This is a genomic window from Niveispirillum sp. SYP-B3756 (assembly GCF_009495745.1).
Taxonomy (GTDB): Bacteria; Pseudomonadota; Alphaproteobacteria; order Azospirillales; family Azospirillaceae; genus Niveispirillum.
Window position 1 is genome coordinate 1 of record NZ_WIDQ01000025.1, and the last position, 17,064, is coordinate 17,064.

12 protein-coding genes are annotated in these 17,064 nt (G+C 62.0%); 8 read left to right on the top strand and 4 right to left on the bottom strand.

The genetic code is table 11. The features are described from left to right. The coding region (locus GE253_RS24300) for a replication protein RepA (protein WP_153206751.1) at positions 1-749 on the bottom strand (749 nt) is incomplete at its 3' end. Between the two features lie 1,244 nt (positions 750-1,993). Here GE253_RS24300 and kdpF point away from each other — a divergent pair. The 7 genes from kdpF to GE253_RS24335 all read left to right on the top strand — a co-directional run bounded on the left by kdpF (position 1,994) and on the right by GE253_RS24335 (position 11,619). Next, positions 1,994-2,083, top strand: a complete 90-nt coding sequence (gene kdpF / locus GE253_RS24305; RefSeq protein WP_153206752.1) for a K(+)-transporting ATPase subunit F — start codon at positions 1,994-1,996, stop codon at positions 2,081-2,083. A 4-nt stretch (positions 2,084-2,087) separates the two neighbouring features. Continuing rightward, entirely contained in the window at positions 2,088-3,827 is a 1,740-nt protein-coding gene (kdpA, locus tag GE253_RS24310; protein ID WP_153206753.1) for a potassium-transporting ATPase subunit KdpA, read from the top strand. After that, the gene (gene kdpB, locus GE253_RS24315; protein ID WP_247878852.1) at positions 3,827-5,872 is read left to right on the top strand and encodes a potassium-transporting ATPase subunit KdpB; all 2,046 of its coding nucleotides are present in this window, start codon (positions 3,827-3,829) and stop codon (positions 5,870-5,872) included. Before kdpA ends, kdpB begins: the two co-directional genes overlap by 1 nt. Positions 5,873-6,040: 168 nt before the next feature. Continuing rightward, the gene (gene kdpC / locus GE253_RS24320) at positions 6,041-6,625 is read left to right on the top strand and encodes a potassium-transporting ATPase subunit KdpC (RefSeq protein ID WP_153206755.1); all 585 of its coding nucleotides are present in this window, start codon (positions 6,041-6,043) and stop codon (positions 6,623-6,625) included. 12 nt (positions 6,626-6,637) lie between these two features. Next, positions 6,638-9,340, top strand: coding sequence for a sensor histidine kinase KdpD (locus GE253_RS24325; RefSeq protein ID WP_348770946.1), 2,703 nt, complete (start codon positions 6,638-6,640; stop codon positions 9,338-9,340). 6 nt (positions 9,341-9,346) lie between these two features. Beyond that, complete coding sequence (locus GE253_RS24330) at positions 9,347-10,030, top strand: response regulator transcription factor (protein ID WP_153206756.1); 684 nt, start codon at positions 9,347-9,349, stop codon at positions 10,028-10,030. A gap of 140 nt (positions 10,031-10,170) precedes the next feature. Continuing rightward, on the top strand, positions 10,171-11,619 hold the full coding sequence (locus GE253_RS24335; protein ID WP_153206757.1) for a hypothetical protein: 1,449 nt from the start codon (positions 10,171-10,173) through the stop codon (positions 11,617-11,619). Positions 11,620-11,767: 148 nt separating this feature from the next. Here GE253_RS24335 and GE253_RS24340 read toward each other — a convergent pair whose 3' ends face one another. Together GE253_RS24340 and GE253_RS24345 are read right to left on the bottom strand one after the other, a co-directional pair. Continuing rightward, entirely contained in the window at positions 11,768-12,313 is a 546-nt protein-coding gene (locus tag GE253_RS24340) for a recombinase family protein (protein WP_153206758.1), read from the bottom strand. Positions 12,314-12,426: 113 nt separating this feature from the next. Beyond that, positions 12,427-13,608: a glycosyltransferase gene (locus GE253_RS24345; RefSeq protein WP_348770947.1), complete on the bottom strand. Its 1,182-nt coding sequence runs from the start codon at positions 13,606-13,608 to the stop codon at positions 12,427-12,429. 190 nt (positions 13,609-13,798) lie between these two features. On the opposite strand from GE253_RS24345, the gene GE253_RS24350 reads away from it, so the two are divergent. Continuing rightward, on the top strand, positions 13,799-14,548 hold the full coding sequence (locus GE253_RS24350) for an FkbM family methyltransferase (protein WP_153206760.1): 750 nt from the start codon (positions 13,799-13,801) through the stop codon (positions 14,546-14,548). Here the strand turns inward: GE253_RS24350 and GE253_RS24355 are convergent. Beyond that, positions 14,543-16,891 (bottom strand): nucleotidyltransferase family protein, encoded by a 2,349-nt coding sequence (locus GE253_RS24355; protein ID WP_153206761.1) that lies wholly within the window; start codon positions 16,889-16,891, stop codon positions 14,543-14,545. The genes GE253_RS24350 and GE253_RS24355 overlap by 6 nt on opposite strands. Positions 16,892-17,064 lie beyond the last annotated feature (173 nt).

Here is a 17,064-nt window from a genome sequence, read left to right on the forward strand (position 1 = left end):
GGCTTGGTCAGGCTATGTAGTCGGTAGGACAGCCATACATAGAGATCCAGCGCCAGACTGCTGGCCCCAATTGCCCGGATCGCTTGCTCCAGCAGCGGGATCGGGTATTTACGCAGATTGTCGTAGAAATCCTCTGACAGCACGATGTGTTCTTCCCAGAGCGCGTCCTGGGTATCATCCGTCATCCGTACCCCGAGCTGGCCGCCCTTAATGATGGTCTGCCGCATGAAACCCGGGGCGCTGTCGGGGGTTTGCTGCCAACTGAACATCACAGTGGAAGCGGCAATCCGGCGTAATTGCTCGCTGACGGATGCCCGTGTCTTGCCACCAGGTGCCACGCCAATCCGTTCCAGAAAGGCATTCATGGTCCTGCCCACCTCGACCTCGCGGCTGTTGGTGCGGATGGCCTGGGTTTGCAGATAAAGCATTACCAGCCGTGCATGTGCACCGAATGGGACGCCGACTTTCACCACCTCACTGCGTGTCTTGCCGGGCAGATGCCCTGGACTGATGGTCAGGGTGACCTGACCAATTTCGCGCTGCCAGATGGCATCATCGCTGATTCGCTTGTGGGGTAATGCTGTGAAGGCCCAACCTGTATAGGCCCAGCCTAAATCCTCTCGTTCCCCTGCCATGACCTCGGCGGCAATATCGACGAGATGTTTTTCGTCTGGTTCAGCATAAAGCTTGGCATTCTCCTTGCCATGCTGCCGGATGAGCTGATGTATCGTCCCCATGGCTGTCATCATGGCGCTGGCCTGTGTTGAATGCAATCGGGACTCTACTCGCGCAAGCTATTAGAAAAACTTTTAGATTCTAACTTATAGTTACGCGAGTAGAGTCCCGGGGATAAGTCCGATTCGCGCGAGTAGAGTCCCGACAAGGCGCGAGTAGAGTCCCGGGGATAAAATTGGCTGTCGGATTTCCCAAGCGCTGCCTTATTGGCTTTTCTGACCCGAATCGCAAAACGGCGGCGGGAGCGCGAGTAGAGTCCCGACATTGCCCCCTTCTCGATCTGACTGCACAACAGGTTTCAATCAATCGTGCCCGTAGAGTGGAGGGAATGCGGCAGGCTCATATTAAATACCAAGCCGCGGAAAGGCTGACCTTTCGGCAGCTTGCCCGGCATCACATGGTGCCGCAAGCCAAGGGAGCCTTATGCGCCTGCCCGGCGCATGAGAGAACGGGCAATTACACCATGGGGCATGTTCCATGGTGTAATTGCTATCTGTCAGCTAACAGATAGCAATTAATTATCAAATTAGTATCTAACTGATATCATACTAGCTACCAGGGTCCTGCCGCTGATCCGGTCATGATGCTTCAAAGGGGCCTTGTCGGGGCATAGAGGCAGGTATGGCGGGATCTATTACCAGTGGACTATGTGCCTGTTCGGGTTGAGAAGGTTCGGGATCTGGGTTGCCCTGCGCCTGAGGTTGCGGTTCGGTTGATGCTGGCCGGAATGCTGCTGGGCATCGTTCATGCGCAGCAGCCGTATCCGCGTCGAAGGCTACCATGGTGAGGCCAAGACCTGGCACGGGCTAGGGTGGGCCATCCACCGCCGCCGCCCTTGGTACCCTGTTCCACAGCTTATATCCGTCCTTGCGCAACCTGTTCCGGGACGACCTTGCCCCTTGCCGCTGCTTCACGGACCATCAGGCGCTGGGCGATGAAAGCTATTGCCCGCCGCAGCTTGTTGTCCGTAACCACGGGTTTGCGGCGGTGGCGTGTTGGAGGCCGGCGACTGCCGGCCCGCGCCGCGTGGCGCACAAGACTGCGCTCCGCTGGGGGGCCGCGTTTTTATGCGGTCTTTATGTTGTTCCCGCAAAGCCCGTCTCGATCCTTTACGCGGTAACCGTCCATCCTGGCCCCTGGAAAACACCTTCCGGGGGAACCCATGCTCGACCTCGTCTTCCTGGCCGCCATTCTGGCGGCCTTCGCCCTGTTCGCCGGCTTGACCCATGGCTGCGAGCGGCTTTGAGGGGGGCACATCATGGCTTTCGATCTGATCACCGGCGGCCTGGTTGCTGCCGGCCTGTTGGCCTATCTGGTCTATGCGCTGCTGCGCCCGGAGGCGTTTTGACATCATGACCGCCGATGGCATTTTACAAATCCTGTTCACCCTGGCCCTGCTGGCCCTGCTGACGCCGCTGTTCGGCGGCTATATGGCCCGCGTCTTTGACGGGGAACGCACCTGGCTCAGCCCGCTGGTCGGCCCCGTCGAACGCGGGCTTTACCGTCTGGCCGGCATTGATCCGGCCAAGGAACAGCACTGGACCGGCTATACGCTGGCCCTGCTTTCCTTCAACCTGCTGGGTTTGCTGCTGCTTTATGCCGTGTTGCGCTTGCAGGCCTGGTTGCCGCTGAACCCGGCGGGTCTGGGGGCGGTCAGCCCCGATCTGGCCTTCAACACGGCCATCAGCTTTGTCAGCAACACCAACTGGCAGGCCTATGGCGGGGAGAGCACGCTCTCCTATTTCTCCCAGATGGTGGGGCTGACGGTACAGAATTTCGTCTCTGCCGCCACCGGCTTTGCCGTGGCGGTGGCGCTGATCCGCGGCTTTGCCCGCCGGTCGGGCCGCACTGTGGGCAATTTCTGGGCCGACCTGGTGCGGGCGACACTCTATGTGCTGCTGCCGCTGGCCTTCATCTCCGCCATCTTCCTGGTCTGGCAGGGCGTGCCGCAGAATTTCGGGGCCTATGTCAGCGCCAATACGCTGGAAGGGGCCCAACAGATATTGGCGCAGGGGCCGGTGGCCAGCCAGATTGCCATCAAGCAACTGGGCTCCAATGGCGGCGGCTTCTTCAATGCCAATGCCGCCCACCCGTATGAGAATACGACCGCCCTGTCGAACCTGCTGCAAACGCTCTATCTGCTGCTGCTGGCCTCCGCCCTGGTCTACAGCTTCGGGCGCATGGTGCGGGACAAGCGGCAGGGCTGGGCCATCTGGGCTGCCATGTCCATCATGCTGGTCACCGGCATCGGCGTCACCTATTGGGCCGAGGCGCAGGGCAACCCCGCCATCGCCGCCCTGGGCGTCAATGACACGGCCAGCGACAGCAACAGCGGCGGCAATATGGAAGGCAAGGAGGTCCGCTTCGGCACCGCCCTGTCATCGCTCTGGGCCGTCAGCACCACGGCCGCCTCCAACGGCTCCGTCAATGCCATGCATGACAGTTTCACTCCCATCGGCGGCATGGTGCCGATGGTCAATATCATGTTGGGCGAGGTGATCTTCGGCGGGGTAGGGGCCGGGCTTTACGGCATGTTGGTCTTTGTCATCCTGGCCGTCTTCATCGCCGGGCTGATGGTGGGCCGCACGCCGGAATATCTGGGCAAGAAGATCGAGGCCAAGGAGATCAAGCTGGCCGTGATTGCCGTGCTGGTCTACCCCCTCTGTATTCTGGGCGGGGCGGCGCTGACCGCCGTGATCCCGTCGGCCCTGGCCAGTGTCGCCAATGCCGGGCCGCACGGGCTGTCGGAAATCCTTTATGCCTATGCGTCGGGCACCGGCAATAACGGCTCGGCCTTTGGCGGCTTCAGCGCCAACACGCCTTATCACAACAGTATGATCGGGCTGGCCATGCTGCTGGGACGCTTTGCCGTGATCGTGCCGACGCTGGCCATTGCCGGGTCGCTGGTCACCAAGAAGACCCTGCCGGCCAGTGCCGGCACCTTCCCCACCCATGGCGGCCTGTTCATCGGCCTGCTGATCGCCACCATCGTCATTGTCGGCGGCCTCACCTTCTTCCCGGCCCTGGCGCTTGGCCCCATTGCCGAGCATCTCAGCCTGCAGGCCGGTACCCTGTTCGGAGCCATCCCATGATGAATTCCAGCAATGCCACCTTGCTGGACGGCCGCATCGCCGCCCAGGCCGTGGGCGTGGCTTTCCGCAAACTGGACCCGCGCCTGTTGTTCCGCAACCCGGTGATGTTCGTCACCGCCATTGTCGCCCTGTTGACCAGTCTGATCTTTGTCCGCGACCTGATCCAGGGGGGCGAGGTGCTGCTGACCGGGCAGATTGCCGCCTGGCTGTGGTTCACCGTGCTGTTCGCCAATTTCGCCGAGGCGGTGGCCGAGGGGCGCGGCAAGGCCCAGGCCGCCAGCCTGCGCCGCACCCGCACAGAGACCATGGCCAAGAAGCTGGCCGCCATCGATGCGGCCGGTTGGGACAATGTGGCGGCCGACAGCCTGCGGGCCGGCGATCTGGTGCTGGTGGAAGCCGGCGACACCATCCCCGGTGACGGGGAGGTGGTGGACGGCATTGCCACCGTCAATGAAAGTGCGATCACCGGTGAATCCGCCCCGGTGATCCGGGAAAGCGGCGGCGACCGCTCGGCCGTCACCGGTGGCACGCTGGTGGTGTCTGACCGCATCGTGGTGCGCATCACCGCCAATCCGGGTGAAAGCTTCCTGGACCGGATGATCGCCCTGGTGGAAGGGGCCAAGCGCCAGAAGACACCCAACGAGATTGCCCTGACCATCCTGCTGGTCGGCATGACCATCATCTTCCTGCTGGTGACGGTCACCTTGCAGGCCTTTGCCAGCTATACCGGCTTTCTGATCCCGGTGGTGTTTCTGGTGGCGCTGCTGGTCACCTTGATCCCCACCACCATTGGCGGGCTGCTGTCCGCCATTGGCATTGCCGGCATGGACCGGCTGGTGAAATTCAATGTCATCGCCAAATCCGGCCGCGCGGTGGAGGCGGCAGGTGATATCGATGTGCTGCTGCTGGACAAGACCGGCACCATCACGCTGGGCAACCGGCAGGCGGCCGAATTCCTGCCCCTGACCGGCGTGCAGGAACATGAGCTGGCGGAAGCCTCGCTTCTGGCCTCCCTGGCGGATGAGACGCCGGAAGGCCGTTCCATCGTGGCGCTGGCCCGCCAGCGCGCCGGCATCGCCCTGCCAGCCGACCGCGCCGGCATGGTCTTTGTTGCCTTCACCGCACAAACCCGGATGAGCGGGGTTGATCTGGGGGACCGGCGCATCCGCAAGGGGGCCGTTGACCGGATGCGGGCCTGGATGGAGGAACAGGCCAGCCTTGGCCCGGCCCAGACCCGCGAGCTGACGGGGCTGGTGGAACGGGTGGCCAAGGCCGGCGGCACGCCGCTGGTGGTGGCCGATGGCCGCCGCCTGCTGGGGGTGATTTACCTGAAGGATATCGTCAAGCCCGGCATCCGGGAGCGGTTCGCCATCCTGCGGCAGATGGGCATCCGCACGGTGATGATCACCGGCGACAATCCGCTGACCGCCGCCGCCATTGCCGCCGAAGCCGGGGTTGATGATTTCCTGGCCGAGGCGACGCCGGAACTGAAGCTGGAACGTATCCGCCAGTATCAGGCAGAGGGGCGGCTGGTCGCCATGTGCGGCGACGGTTCCAACGATGCCCCGGCTCTGGCCCAGGCGGATGTCGGCGTGGCGATGAATACCGGCACCCAGGCGGCACGCGAGGCCGGCAATATGGTCGATCTGGACAGCGACCCGACCAAGCTGATCGAGATCGTCATGATCGGCAAACAATTGCTGATGAGCCGGGGGGCGCTGACCACCTTTTCCATTGCCAATGATGTGGCGAAATATTTCGCCATCATCCCGGCCTTGTTCGTGACTGCCTATCCGCCCTTGCAGGCGCTCAACATCATGGCGCTGCACAGCCCGGCCAGCGCCATCCTGTCGGCCATCATCTTCAATGCCCTGGTGATCATCTTCCTGATCCCGCTGGCATTGAAGGGGGTGCGCTATCGCCCGGCCCCGGCCGCCAGCCTGCTGGCCCGCAATCTGCTGCTCTATGGGCTGGGCGGTCTGGTGGTGCCCTTCCTGGGCATCAAGCTGATCGATCTGGCCGTCACCGCGCTGGGGCTGGTGTAGGGGGCGGTGGCGTCTTCCGTCTTTCGCACCCTTTTACCGTCACCCATGCTGTGGCCGGGGTCCAGGGGCCACAAGCGCTTCGCTCTACGATGCTGGACCCCGGCCTTCGCCGGGGTGACGGAAAAATACGAAGAAGAACAAAGAGCCCCCCTCAGGAGAACCCCAATCATGCTTTCCCATTTCCGCCCCGCCGTCACCCTGCTGCTGGGGCTCACCGTCCTGACCGGTATTGCCTATCCGCTTTCCGTCACCGGGGTTGCCAAGCTGGCCTTTCCCGATCAGGCGGAAGGCAGCCTGATCCGCCGGCCCGATGGCAGCGTGCTGGGCTCCGCCCTGGTCGGCCAGGGTTTCACCCGGCCGGATTATTTCTGGTCGCGCCCGTCGGCCGCCGGCAAGGGCTATGATGCGGCCAATTCCGGGGCAACCAATCTCGGCCCCTCCAGTGCGGCCCTGGTCGATCAGGTGTCCAAGCGGGTGGCAGCCCTGAAGGCGGCCAACCCCGACGCGGTGGGCCCGGTGCCGGTCGATCTGGTGACCAGCAGCGCCAGCGGGCTGGACCCCCATATCTCCCCCGCCGCCGCCCTCTGGCAGGCGCCGCGCGTGGCGGCGGCGCGCGGCTTGTCGCTGGCGCAGGTGCAGTCGCTGATCAGCGGCGCCACACAGGGCCGCACCCTGGGCTTTCTGGGCGAACCGGCGGTCAATGTGCTAAAGCTCAACCTTGCGCTTGATGCCGTGAAGACGGCAGGCGGCTGATTTTCTCCCGTGATGACCATGGCCCCTGCCGACGCCGACCGCCCCAACCCCGACGCCCTGCTGGAGCAGGCCAACCGCGAGAAACGGGGGCGCTTGAAAATATTCCTAGGGGCGGCCCCCGGCGTCGGCAAGACCTATGCCATGCTGGAGGCGGCGCAGGCCGTGCGGCGGGATGGCGGCGATGTGGTGGTCGGCATTGTCGAGACCCATGGAAGGGCCGAAACGGAAAGGCTGGTGGCGGGGCTGGAGGTGCTGCCACGGGCGCGGCTGGATTATCGCGGCCGGGCCTTTCAGGAGATGGATCTGGATGCCATCCTGATCCGCCGGCCGAAACTGGTGCTGGTGGATGAGCTGGCCCACACCAACATTCCCGGCAGCCGGCATCTGCGCCGCTGGCAGGATGTGGAGGAGTTGCTGGGGGCCGGCATTGATGTCTGGTCAACCCTGAATGTCCAGCATCTGGAAAGCCTGAACGATATTGTTGAACGCATCGCCGGCATCAAGGTACGCGAAACCCTGCCGGACAGCGTGCTGCGCGCGGCGGACGAGATCGAAATGGTCGATCTGCCGCCGCCGGAACTGCGCCAGCGGCTGGCCGAGGGCAAGGTCTATGTGCCGGCCCAGGCGCAGCGGGCGGCGGAGAAATTCTTCTCCATCGGCAATCTGACAGCCCTGCGGGAAATGGCCCTGCGCCAGGCGGCGGAACGGGTGGATGCCCAGATGCTGTCTTACATGCGCAGCCATGGCATTGCCGGGCCCTGGCCGACGCGGGACCGTATCCTGGTGGCCATCCCCGCCGCCCCGTTGGCCCTGCGGCTGGTGCGGGCGGCCAAACGCATGGCCGAACGCCGCCAGATGCCCTGGACGGTGGCCCATGTCGAAACCCATCGTCACGCCAACCTGTCCGATGCCGACAAGGCCCATGTCACCCAGGCGTTCCGGCTGACGCAGCAATTGGGCGGGGAGATTGCGGCACTGACCGGTGATGACATTACCGGTGAGCTGCTGGGCTGGGCGCGGGCCAACAATGTCAGTCAGATCGTGCTGGGCCGCACCCGCCGTACCCGCCGGCTGTTCGGCCGCTCCCTGACGGGCGACATGCTGAAGCGGGCGTCCGACCATGACATCCTGCTGGTGGGCGGGGTGGAGGAGGAGGCGCGCCCCAGCGGCCAACCCCAGCGCCCGCCGGCCGCCCCGCTCTGGACCGGCTGGAAAGCCTATGCCTGGTCAGGTCTGGCGGTGGGGGTGGCTAGCCTGATTTCATGGGGCGTCTATACGGTCTTGCCGGTGGGCAATGTCAGCTTGGTCTATCTGCTGGCCGTGCTGCTGATCGCCACCCGCTTCGGGCTGATCCCCTCGGTCATCACCGCACTGGTCGCCTTCTTCGCCTTCAATTACCTGTTCACCGAGCCGCGCTATACATTCTCGGTCAGTGATTCCGACGATCTGCTGACCATCGGCTTTTTTCTGGTTGCCGCCATCTTCACCGGTCAGCTGGCGTCCCGGCTGCGCCGCCAGATCGAGGTGACCCGCACCAGCCAGCGCCGCACCGCCAATCTCTATGATTTCTCCCGCAAGGTCTCGTCCGCGGCCAGCGAGGATGATGTGTTATGGGCCGTGGTGCACCATGTTGCCGCCACCTTGAAGGCCAAGGTGCTGATCCTGCTGCCGGATGGCGGCGACCTGTCGATCCGCGCGGGATATCCGCCGGAAGACACGCTGGACCAGCGGGCCGCCGCCGCCGCGCTGTGGGCCTGGGGCAATGGCCAGCGGGCCGGGCGCGGATCGCAGACCCTGCCGGCGGCCGACTGGCTGTTCCTGCCGCTGCGCACCCAGCGGGGCACGGTGGGGGTGATGGGCGTGCAGATGGACGGGGCCGACGGCTATCTGTCCACCGAACAGGAACGGCTGCTGGACACGCTGAGCGATCAGGCCGCCCTGGCGCTGGAGCGCACCCAGCTTGTGCAGGATATCGAGGCAGCACAGGTGGCGCAGGAGAAGGAGCAGTTGCGCGCCGCCCTGCTCTCCTCCCTCTCCCATGATCTGCGCACGCCGCTTGTCTCCATCCTGGGCGCTGCCACCAGCCTGATCACCTATGAAGAGGCCTTGGACCGGTCGGCACGGCTGGAACTGACCCAGACCATCCAGGAGGAGGCGGAGCGGCTGAACCGCTTCGTGCAAAACCTGCTGGATATGACCAGGCTGGGCAGCGGCGGGCTGAAACCGAAAACCGACTGGGCCGATCTGTCCGATATTATCGGCCGCGCCCTGGCCCGCGCCCGGCCGTTGCTGAAGGGGCACAAGGTCAAGGTCGATCTGGCTCCTGGCCTGCCGCTGCTGCAGCTTGACCCGGTGCTGATGGAGCAGGTGTTCTTCAACCTGCTGGACAATGCCGCCAAATACAGCCCTGCCGGCACCGCCATCACCGTTTGGGCCCGGCGCCAGGGATCGCAGGTGACAGCGGAAATCTGCGACCAGGGGCCGGGCATCCCGCCGGCGGACCAGGAACGGGTGTTCGACATGTTCTATCGCGTGCAGCAGGGCGACAAACAGACGGCCGGGACGGGCCTGGGCCTGGCCATCGCCAAGGGGCTAGTGGAGGCGCATGGCGGCACTATCGGCGTGATGTCCGGCATCCATGGCGTTGGCGCCTCGCTGGTGGTACGGCTGCCGATCCCGGAGGGCCCGCCAGCGGCCGCCCCGGAAACGGAGTGATGCCGGATGAGCCGCATTCTTGTCGTCGATGATGAAGCGCCGATCCGGCGCTTTCTGCGTATCAGCCTGGGCGCCAACGGCCATCAGGTGGCCGAGGCGGAAAACGGGGCCGAAGCCCTGGCCCTGGTGCGGGCGGACCCGCCCGATCTGGTGATCCTGGATCTGGGCCTGCCCGATATGGACGGGCAGGAGGTGGTCAGCGCCATCCGGGATATCAGCCCGGTGCCGATCCTGATCCTCTCTGTCCGCGCCGGGGAGGCCGACAAGGTGGAAGCCCTGGACCGGGGGGCGGAGGATTATGTCGCCAAGCCCTTTGGCATTGCCGAACTGATGGCCCGTGTCCGCGTCGCCCTGCGCCGCGCGCCCCTGGCGGCAACCAGCAGCATCATTCAGGCTGGCCCCGTCAGCATCGATCCTGACCGCCGCATCGTCACCCGCGACGGGGCCGAACTGCGCCTGTCCCGCCGGGAACAGGATTTGCTGTTCGCGCTGGCCCGCCACGCCGACCATGTGCTGACCCACCGGCAAATCCTGCGCGAGGTCTGGGGACCGGCGCATGTGGAGGATACCGCTTATCTGCGCGTCTATATCGGCCAGCTGCGCCACAAGCTGGAGGAAAAGCCGGCCGAGCCGGTGCTGATCGTCACCGAACCGGGCGTCGGGTATCGGCTGCGCACGGATGTGGGGTGAGGGAGGCCAGGCCTGGAAGGCTGCGCTGCATAAGCGTTGGAAAAGCCCAGTAGAACGGCGATAAGACTATGATAGTATGCAAGCCATGCATCGATTTGATATGATATAGCACTCTCGATCTTCCCGCTAAGGGCTCTCGCATGGTCAGCTATTCGATAACACTTCCAAAAGATTTAAAAACTGAAGAATATCGAAAGAATAAAAACACATTATATAATATGTCATTGCGGATGACGGGAAAGGGCGATGCGAATGATCAATCGATCAGCGCTTTTGAGACAAAATTTGGCAATCTACAGGCGCATCTTTTAGTTTTAGAGATGGGCGTCAATGACTTGGAGGAGAAGAAAGAAAATCTAAACGATCAGCAGTTCAACGCCGCTTCTGTTCCTATCAGTTCTGGATTTAACGAACTGTCATTAATAATAAACCAACTGAAGTTTTCGGGCAATGACTTACGAGATACCTATCGAAGTAGTGCTATCCAGACGATTAGAACGGTCGAACAACAGATTCAGGTCTTTCGAAGCGACTTCAGAACCTATGTTGAACAGACGCTGCAAAAGAAGCGTTCAGTGGCGCAAATGGAGGCGCTCACCGGCCGACTCAACCAATCGGTCCTCAATTATCTATCATACGCGAAACAGGTCGATCTGCCCTCACTGGTGAAGACGATTGAGGCAGATTACGACCTGTTGAATGAAGTGCTTCAGAAAGCAGAGAATACCAGTCAGGTGGAGGGGTTCGATGCCGGCAGCACACTGGGGCTGATGCACCTGGGACGGCTGAAAAACTGGAGCCTGGACATGGTTGAAACCCTCCGGGAAAGCTGCGGGACGCTTGAAGAGGCTCTGCGCAGATTGGATATCAGCAATAATACCATCAGTTCTTTGACCCAGGATATCAGCCGCCTCCATAATAAAATCTCCTACATATCTCTTCATTACCTGAATTCTGACAAAAAAAATGAAATTCATTATGCCAATATTGGTAGTAGACAATCTGATATAAAACATCATAAACAAAGAAAAGAATATGATAAAACTCTGTTAATTACCGAAAAATCACGGGCCGTTCTTATGGATATGCAGCGCGTTCTTCCGATCATTTCGAAAAAAAGGGGCGTGGTGATCAAAAATTTCACCCACCGTCTTACCAACAAGCGGAAGGAGGAGGCTGACGCGCGCGAACTTGAGGTGCAGCAATGGCAGCGTTCCCGCCAACAATTACAAGTAGAGCAGTTCGTCAATACGTTACCCCAGCTCCGCAGTAAGTGGCGGGAGAAAAAAGAAAAATTGACGAATATAAAAAAATCAGCGGGAAATGAGGATTTTGGCGAAAAGCTCGAAAAAATCGCAAAAGATTTGAATATATATCGGGATTTCGACATTAAAGACAAAGATTTTAAGAAAAAAGATCTCTCAATTTTGATAAATGACACTATCAATGTCACTGACATATACCTAAATAATATAAAGAGTATGATAAAATCTGCAAAAAACCCCAATGCAGTTTATAATGAAACCTATAATTGGTTGGAGAATGTGCAGGATAATCTTTCGGTGGTGAAAGCGTTCTACCGTCTTTGAAACCCGCCCCCGCACAGAGAATTCCCTTGGAGGGAGGCACAACACGAAAGTACCTTTTACGTACCATTCCGTCGAACATTGGGAGAACTGGCGGGCCGATACCGATGCGGTCATTGCTTACGCAGTTTGCGCGCATTTGCAATATGCATCAGCGTGACTCCAGCAGCCGATAGACGGATGCCCGGCCGATGCCCAGATGTCGCGCGATGGCAGCAGCGCCTAGGCCCTCGGCTTTCAGGCGCCTTATCGCGTCCGCATCAATGCGGGGCTTGCGGCCTTTGTAAACGCCGCGGGCCTTGGCGGCCCTGATCCCCTCCATCTGACGTTCGCGGCGCAGGTTCGTCTCGAACTCCGCAAAGACGCCCAGCATGTCAAGGAAGGCCTTGCCGGCGGCCGTGCCGGTATCGATGGGCTGTTCGGTGGCCCGCAGATCCACGTTCTTGGCCCGCATCTCCGCCACGATGTCCTGCAGATCCTTGATGGACCGCGCCAGCCGGTCGATGCGAGTGACCAGCAACGTGTCACCTGGTCGCAAGAATTCCAGCAGCAGCGCCAGTTCCGTCCTGCCCTTGCGGCTGGACCCGCTGGCTTTTTCCGCCCGCACGACCGCACAGCCGGCCTGGGTCAGCGTCTCCACCTGAATCGTTACATCCTGATCATGGGTGGAGGCGCGGGCATATCCGTACAAAGCCATGGTTTGTCCCGTCAGGGTCTAGACCAGGACAGGATAGCGTCTTGGAAGGTGAAAACACACCCTTTTGAGACGTCTGGCGCCGTCTTGCCGGCTTGTCTTGTCAGGGTATACTCTTATGGGGCGGCGTTGACGACACGGTCGATGGCATCCCAGAGCTGGGCTGCGACCTGACCGCTGCCATAGCGGTTCTCCACCTCCCGGCGGGCGGCCTGTCCCATGGTGGCCAACTGGTCCGGCTTCAAGGCCGCGGCGGCGGCGATGCCAGCCTCTGTTCCTGCTGGTGTCGGGTCGAAGACAAGGCCATAGCCGTGATTGGCGGCATCGTCCCAGGCCATGCCCCGGCTGACCAGGACGGACCGGCCGGATGCCATGGCCTCGATCACGGCAATGCCGAAATTCTCCCGCAGTCCCCCTTGTCCCAGTCCAGAGGGCAGGACCAGCATGTCGGCCCGGGCCAGCAGGTCGCGGACCCCGGCCGCCGGCAGATAGCCCGGCATTTCCACGGCACCACCCGCCTGGGCAGCCAGTGCTGCAACCGCAGCAGCGTAGGGGCCCTGGCCGCTGCCGGCGATCAGCAGCCGGTCATCAGGGCGGCGCACCTTCATCCAGCTTTCCAGGAAGGGCAGGATGCCCTTTTCTGGCGACAGGCGGCCGACATAGGCCAACACCCGGCCCGGCCCCGACGGCCGGGGAGGCAGCAGGGACCAGGCCGCAAGATCGACGGCATTGGGCACGATGGCCAGCGGCACCTCTGGCGCCAGCAGACGCACCCCAGCCGCTTCCAGTTCGGCCGTAACATGCACCAGCCGGGCCCGGCGCAGGGTGGGCAGCGTGATCAGGCGGTAGAACAGCCATTTGAGGGGCTTGTGATGGCGGATGAAATCAACATGGCCCTCCATCATCCCGCCATGCACGGCCAGCACGTAGGGGCGCCGCAACAGGCGGGTCAGCAGGCCTGCCAGACTGGTCGGCCAGGTGGCAACCCCGCTGATATAGACAATATCCGCCTTGAAGCAGGTGCGCAGCAACGCCGGCACAGCCCCATGGCCAAAGGCAAAGCCAGGCTTGCCATAGGCATGATAGAGGTGAACCGAAGCTGTGGCGGGCAGGTCGATGTCAGAGGCAACCAATGGCTGTCCCTCTGACCCGTCACCGGCGCACAAGATGATGCCATGGCCTTTTTCCGCCCAGGCTTTGGCCATGCGGGCTGTCGCTTCCGCGATTCCGCCAAAGCCCCGCGCTGGGGCAATATGCGTTGCAACGATACCGATAAAGGGAGGGCGGGTAGAAGACACGGGATCAACCAGAAGAACGCTGTGATAACATCGGCCGCATTTAACGTGGTAAAGCCTGACGACGCGAGTGCAATCGTGGGTTTGGCTTCATTATCCGCGAATACCACGAGGCACAGAGGGGGGCCGGTGGCATGGTGGTAAAGGCCGCCGCCCATCCGGCTTGCAGTGCCGTGTCTTTAGGTTGGGTGTCATGCTACGTCTGTTTTATCAGTTCCTGAAAGCCCTTCGCCTGTGCCGAACGGCCCGGTTCCGGCAAGCTCTCCGGTTCGGAATCGGTGCGGCGGATCAGCATGTCCCGGTCCTGCGCGCCCTGGCGCCATCGCCTTCCCTGATCGTCGATGTCGGTGCCAATCGTGGTCAATTTCTGCTCGCCGCTCTCCAGGCCTGCCCGCAGGCCCGGCTGATCGCCATTGAACCGCAGCCGTCAGCATGTGACCGGATACGACTTATGCTCTCCAGACTGCATAATGACCGTGACCGTGTCACGGTTGTAGCCACCGCCTTGTCAGATCAGGAAGGAGAGGCCCGATTGCATGTCGCCCGTCGGGATGATAATTCCTCGCTGCGCCCACCGACCGCGGCTCAGACGCGCCTGTTCCGGGGCACCGACACCCCCCATGAAATCCGCGTGCCGCTGACCCGGCTTGATCAGTTGCTCTCGCCCCAGGACGTGCCGTCCGATGCGCTTTTGAAGATTGATGTTCAAGGCAGTGAAGGGGAGGTTCTGCTGGGCGCTGCCGGGGTGCTGTCGCGGTTCCGCTATGTCTATGTCGAATGCTCACAGATTGAACTGTATGAAGGGCAGCAGCTGGCAGATGCCATCACGGCCTTGCTGGCGGCCGGCGGCTTCCGGCTGCAGGGCCGATATAACCGGATATTCGATGCCGATGGCCAGGACATCCAGGCGGATCATCTGTTTGTCCGGGCCACCGATTCATGACGCCCGTTGCCCCCAGGCCCGCCGCCAGATCCGGCGGGCCAGCAGAAAGGGGCGGGCCAGCGGATAGAGCCAGAAAAGTGACCGCGGCAGTTCGATATCCGTTATTTCCCCCGTGCCGACCATCAGCATCCGGATTTCCATCGCCACGGCCTTCAGGCTGTTGCACAGCAACAGATCCAGCCATTTCTCGGTTAGGCGCCGACGTATCCAGCCCCCACGGCCCGACGGCTGTCGGGCCAGAAGGGTGGAAAGCATCTCTACACCCCGGTTGATCGCCCGAACCCGCCAATTCTCCTGCCAGCCCGTTTCCTCCGGCAGAACGGTACCCAGCAGGTCACGGGCCAGCAGGGCCGTATGGATCAGGGCTGGTTCGAACCCATCCAGCGCCGCCTGCTCACGGATGGCGCTTCTCTGTGCAGGGTCGGCCAGCAGCAGTCCCATATCCACCAGCCAGCGCAGTCTTTGCCAGCCGTGACGGATGCCATGGACGGCCAGATATACGCCATAATGGCGGGCTGACAGGGTTGGAACCGCCTGCCCATTCAAGGAAACGATGGCGCGGGCCTGCCACAGGTCTTCAAAGGTCCAGCCCAGCAGTTGGGAATTGTCAAACAGCCGCCAATGCAGCTCCACCGCGATATTGCCCCGCCTGTAGAGGCAATCCTTGCTGACCATGACCAGCTTGTCGATGGCGATATCCAATGTCGGAACAAAGCCATGTTCCGTCAGGATGGTCGCCGCTGCCATGGCCTGACCGGGATCGATCAGCAGATCAATGTCGAGACAAGGGCGCAGCGCGATATCCTGACGGAGCAACAACGTCAAGGCCGGTCCCTTCAAAGCCAGTGCCTTGATGGAATGGGCTTCCAGCGCGGCCAGAATCTCCAGCAGCGCCGCACCAAGGGCCAATATCCGCTGGATCTGCTGTATCTGCTCCGCGCGCAGGCGCTCATCCGGCTTGCCGCCTCGCATGATCAGAGCCTGCCCCAGCAAGGGCAGCATCCCCTGTGCCCGCGCCAGAGTCAGCAGCGTGTCGGGATCCACCGCTTGCCGGCCCCCGTGGGCCGGTGCCTGCGGATTAAGGGCTAGTGCGCAGAGATAATCGCTTTCAGGACCGGGGGGCAGGCCGGGAAGCCGCCCGCCCGCGCGCGGATGTGCCACAACAATCTCCGTCAGCAGCCGTTGAAAACGGCCTCCGATGACGGTCATATCACCATGCCGGGCAGAAAAAGCCCGTCCGGCATCGGCACATTGCCGGCGCAGATCAGCATCCGCCAGCAACCGCTTGGCCGCAGCGATGAAACCCGCCGGGTCATCGGGAGCCACCACCAGTCCCAACCCCTGTTCCTGGATCAGCCTGGCGGCATGGTTGCCCGGTGGAATGGCTGCCAGGATGGGCAGGCCGGCGGCCGCGTAGGTATAAACTTTTGAAGGGACGGACATGCCACCCGCCGCCGCCGTCAGCAAGACCAGACCGATCTGCGCCGAGGCCAGCATGGAATAGACATCCGCTGCCGGCTGATAGTCAAGCAGCACCAGCGGCGCATCCCGTCCCGCCGCCCAGGCAGACAGATAGTCACGGCCCGGCCCCTGGCTGACCACCACGACCCGCACCGCTGGATCATCGCCGACGGCCAGGGCCAGTTCGGCCAGAAGGCCAGGATCGTGCTTCAGTCCCAGTGTACCAGCCGCCAGCAGAAGGGAGCATCCCGCCAACCCCTGTGCCGCGGCCCAGTCAGTGCCCGCCGGAATGGCCGGCGCCGGCGAAGCCCAGTTTTCCTGCAACAGAAGATCGGGATGATTGACCTTGTTGCGCCTCAACAGATCACGGAACTCTGGCGATATGACAATCACACCATCGGCTGCGCGCATGGTCCCATATTCGATATGGTGCAACAGGGCCAGGGCCAGCGCACCGATCGGACGGGGCAGACGTGCCACGATGGCACCAGCACCCTCGCTGAAAATATCCTGTACCCAGTTGACAAACGGCACGCCGTGCCGCCGCGCTGCGCGCATGGCCACGGCCTGGGCAAAGGGCGGTGTGTTGGCAGACAAGATGATATCGGGCCGCCAGTCCGCAATCACCCGCCCCATCCGGTGGCCATACCGGATTTCGTCCGGTACACGCCGATGCAGGGCATAGCGCGCGAAAGGCCGTCCAATGGACAGGGTGTCGAAGCGCAGGCCGGGCGGATCATCATGTCGGCGTTGGGTTGCACCCTGTGGCCCGACCAGATCGCCCGATCGCAGATGCAAGACCATATGCCCTTGTTCTGCCAGCCATCGGGCCAGTTGGACGATAAAACCATAAGCGCCGTAATCATGGAGCAGGATGCGCAACTGACCCCCATCCGCTTGTCACTGCAATGATAGCCTGAAACAAGAAGTTGCCCTTTTTTCTCTACCCAGCCTGTGCTTGTTTGCCTAACGGACTGTTTATCTGCTATCATTAGTCGTTGTCTGTGGTAAAGGCAATGCAAACTGCACCCAGCATCAAGAAAAAAGTGTGTGTA

Bases quoted from the DNA above. Each gene is read 5' to 3' on its own strand.
- GE253_RS24340 (WP_153206758.1), bottom strand. From the start codon at position 12,313: ATGGCTTTGTACGGATATGCCCGCGCCTCCACCCATGATCAGGATGTA.
- GE253_RS24330 (WP_153206756.1), top strand. From the start codon at position 9,347: ATGAGCCGCATTCTTGTCGTCGATGATGAAGCGCCGATCCGGCGCTTT.
- kdpC (WP_153206755.1), top strand. From the start codon at position 6,041: ATGCTTTCCCATTTCCGCCCCGCCGTCACCCTGCTGCTGGGGCTCACC.
- kdpF (WP_153206752.1), top strand. From the start codon at position 1,994: ATGGCTTTCGATCTGATCACCGGCGGCCTGGTTGCTGCCGGCCTGTTG.
- GE253_RS24335 (WP_153206757.1), top strand. From the start codon at position 10,171: ATGGTCAGCTATTCGATAACACTTCCAAAAGATTTAAAAACTGAAGAA.
- kdpA (WP_153206753.1), top strand. From the start codon at position 2,088: ATGACCGCCGATGGCATTTTACAAATCCTGTTCACCCTGGCCCTGCTG.
- kdpB (WP_247878852.1), top strand. From the start codon at position 3,827: ATGAATTCCAGCAATGCCACCTTGCTGGACGGCCGCATCGCCGCCCAG.
- GE253_RS24350 (WP_153206760.1), top strand. From the start codon at position 13,799: ATGCTACGTCTGTTTTATCAGTTCCTGAAAGCCCTTCGCCTGTGCCGA.
- GE253_RS24325 (WP_348770946.1), top strand. From the start codon at position 6,638: ATGACCATGGCCCCTGCCGACGCCGACCGCCCCAACCCCGACGCCCTG.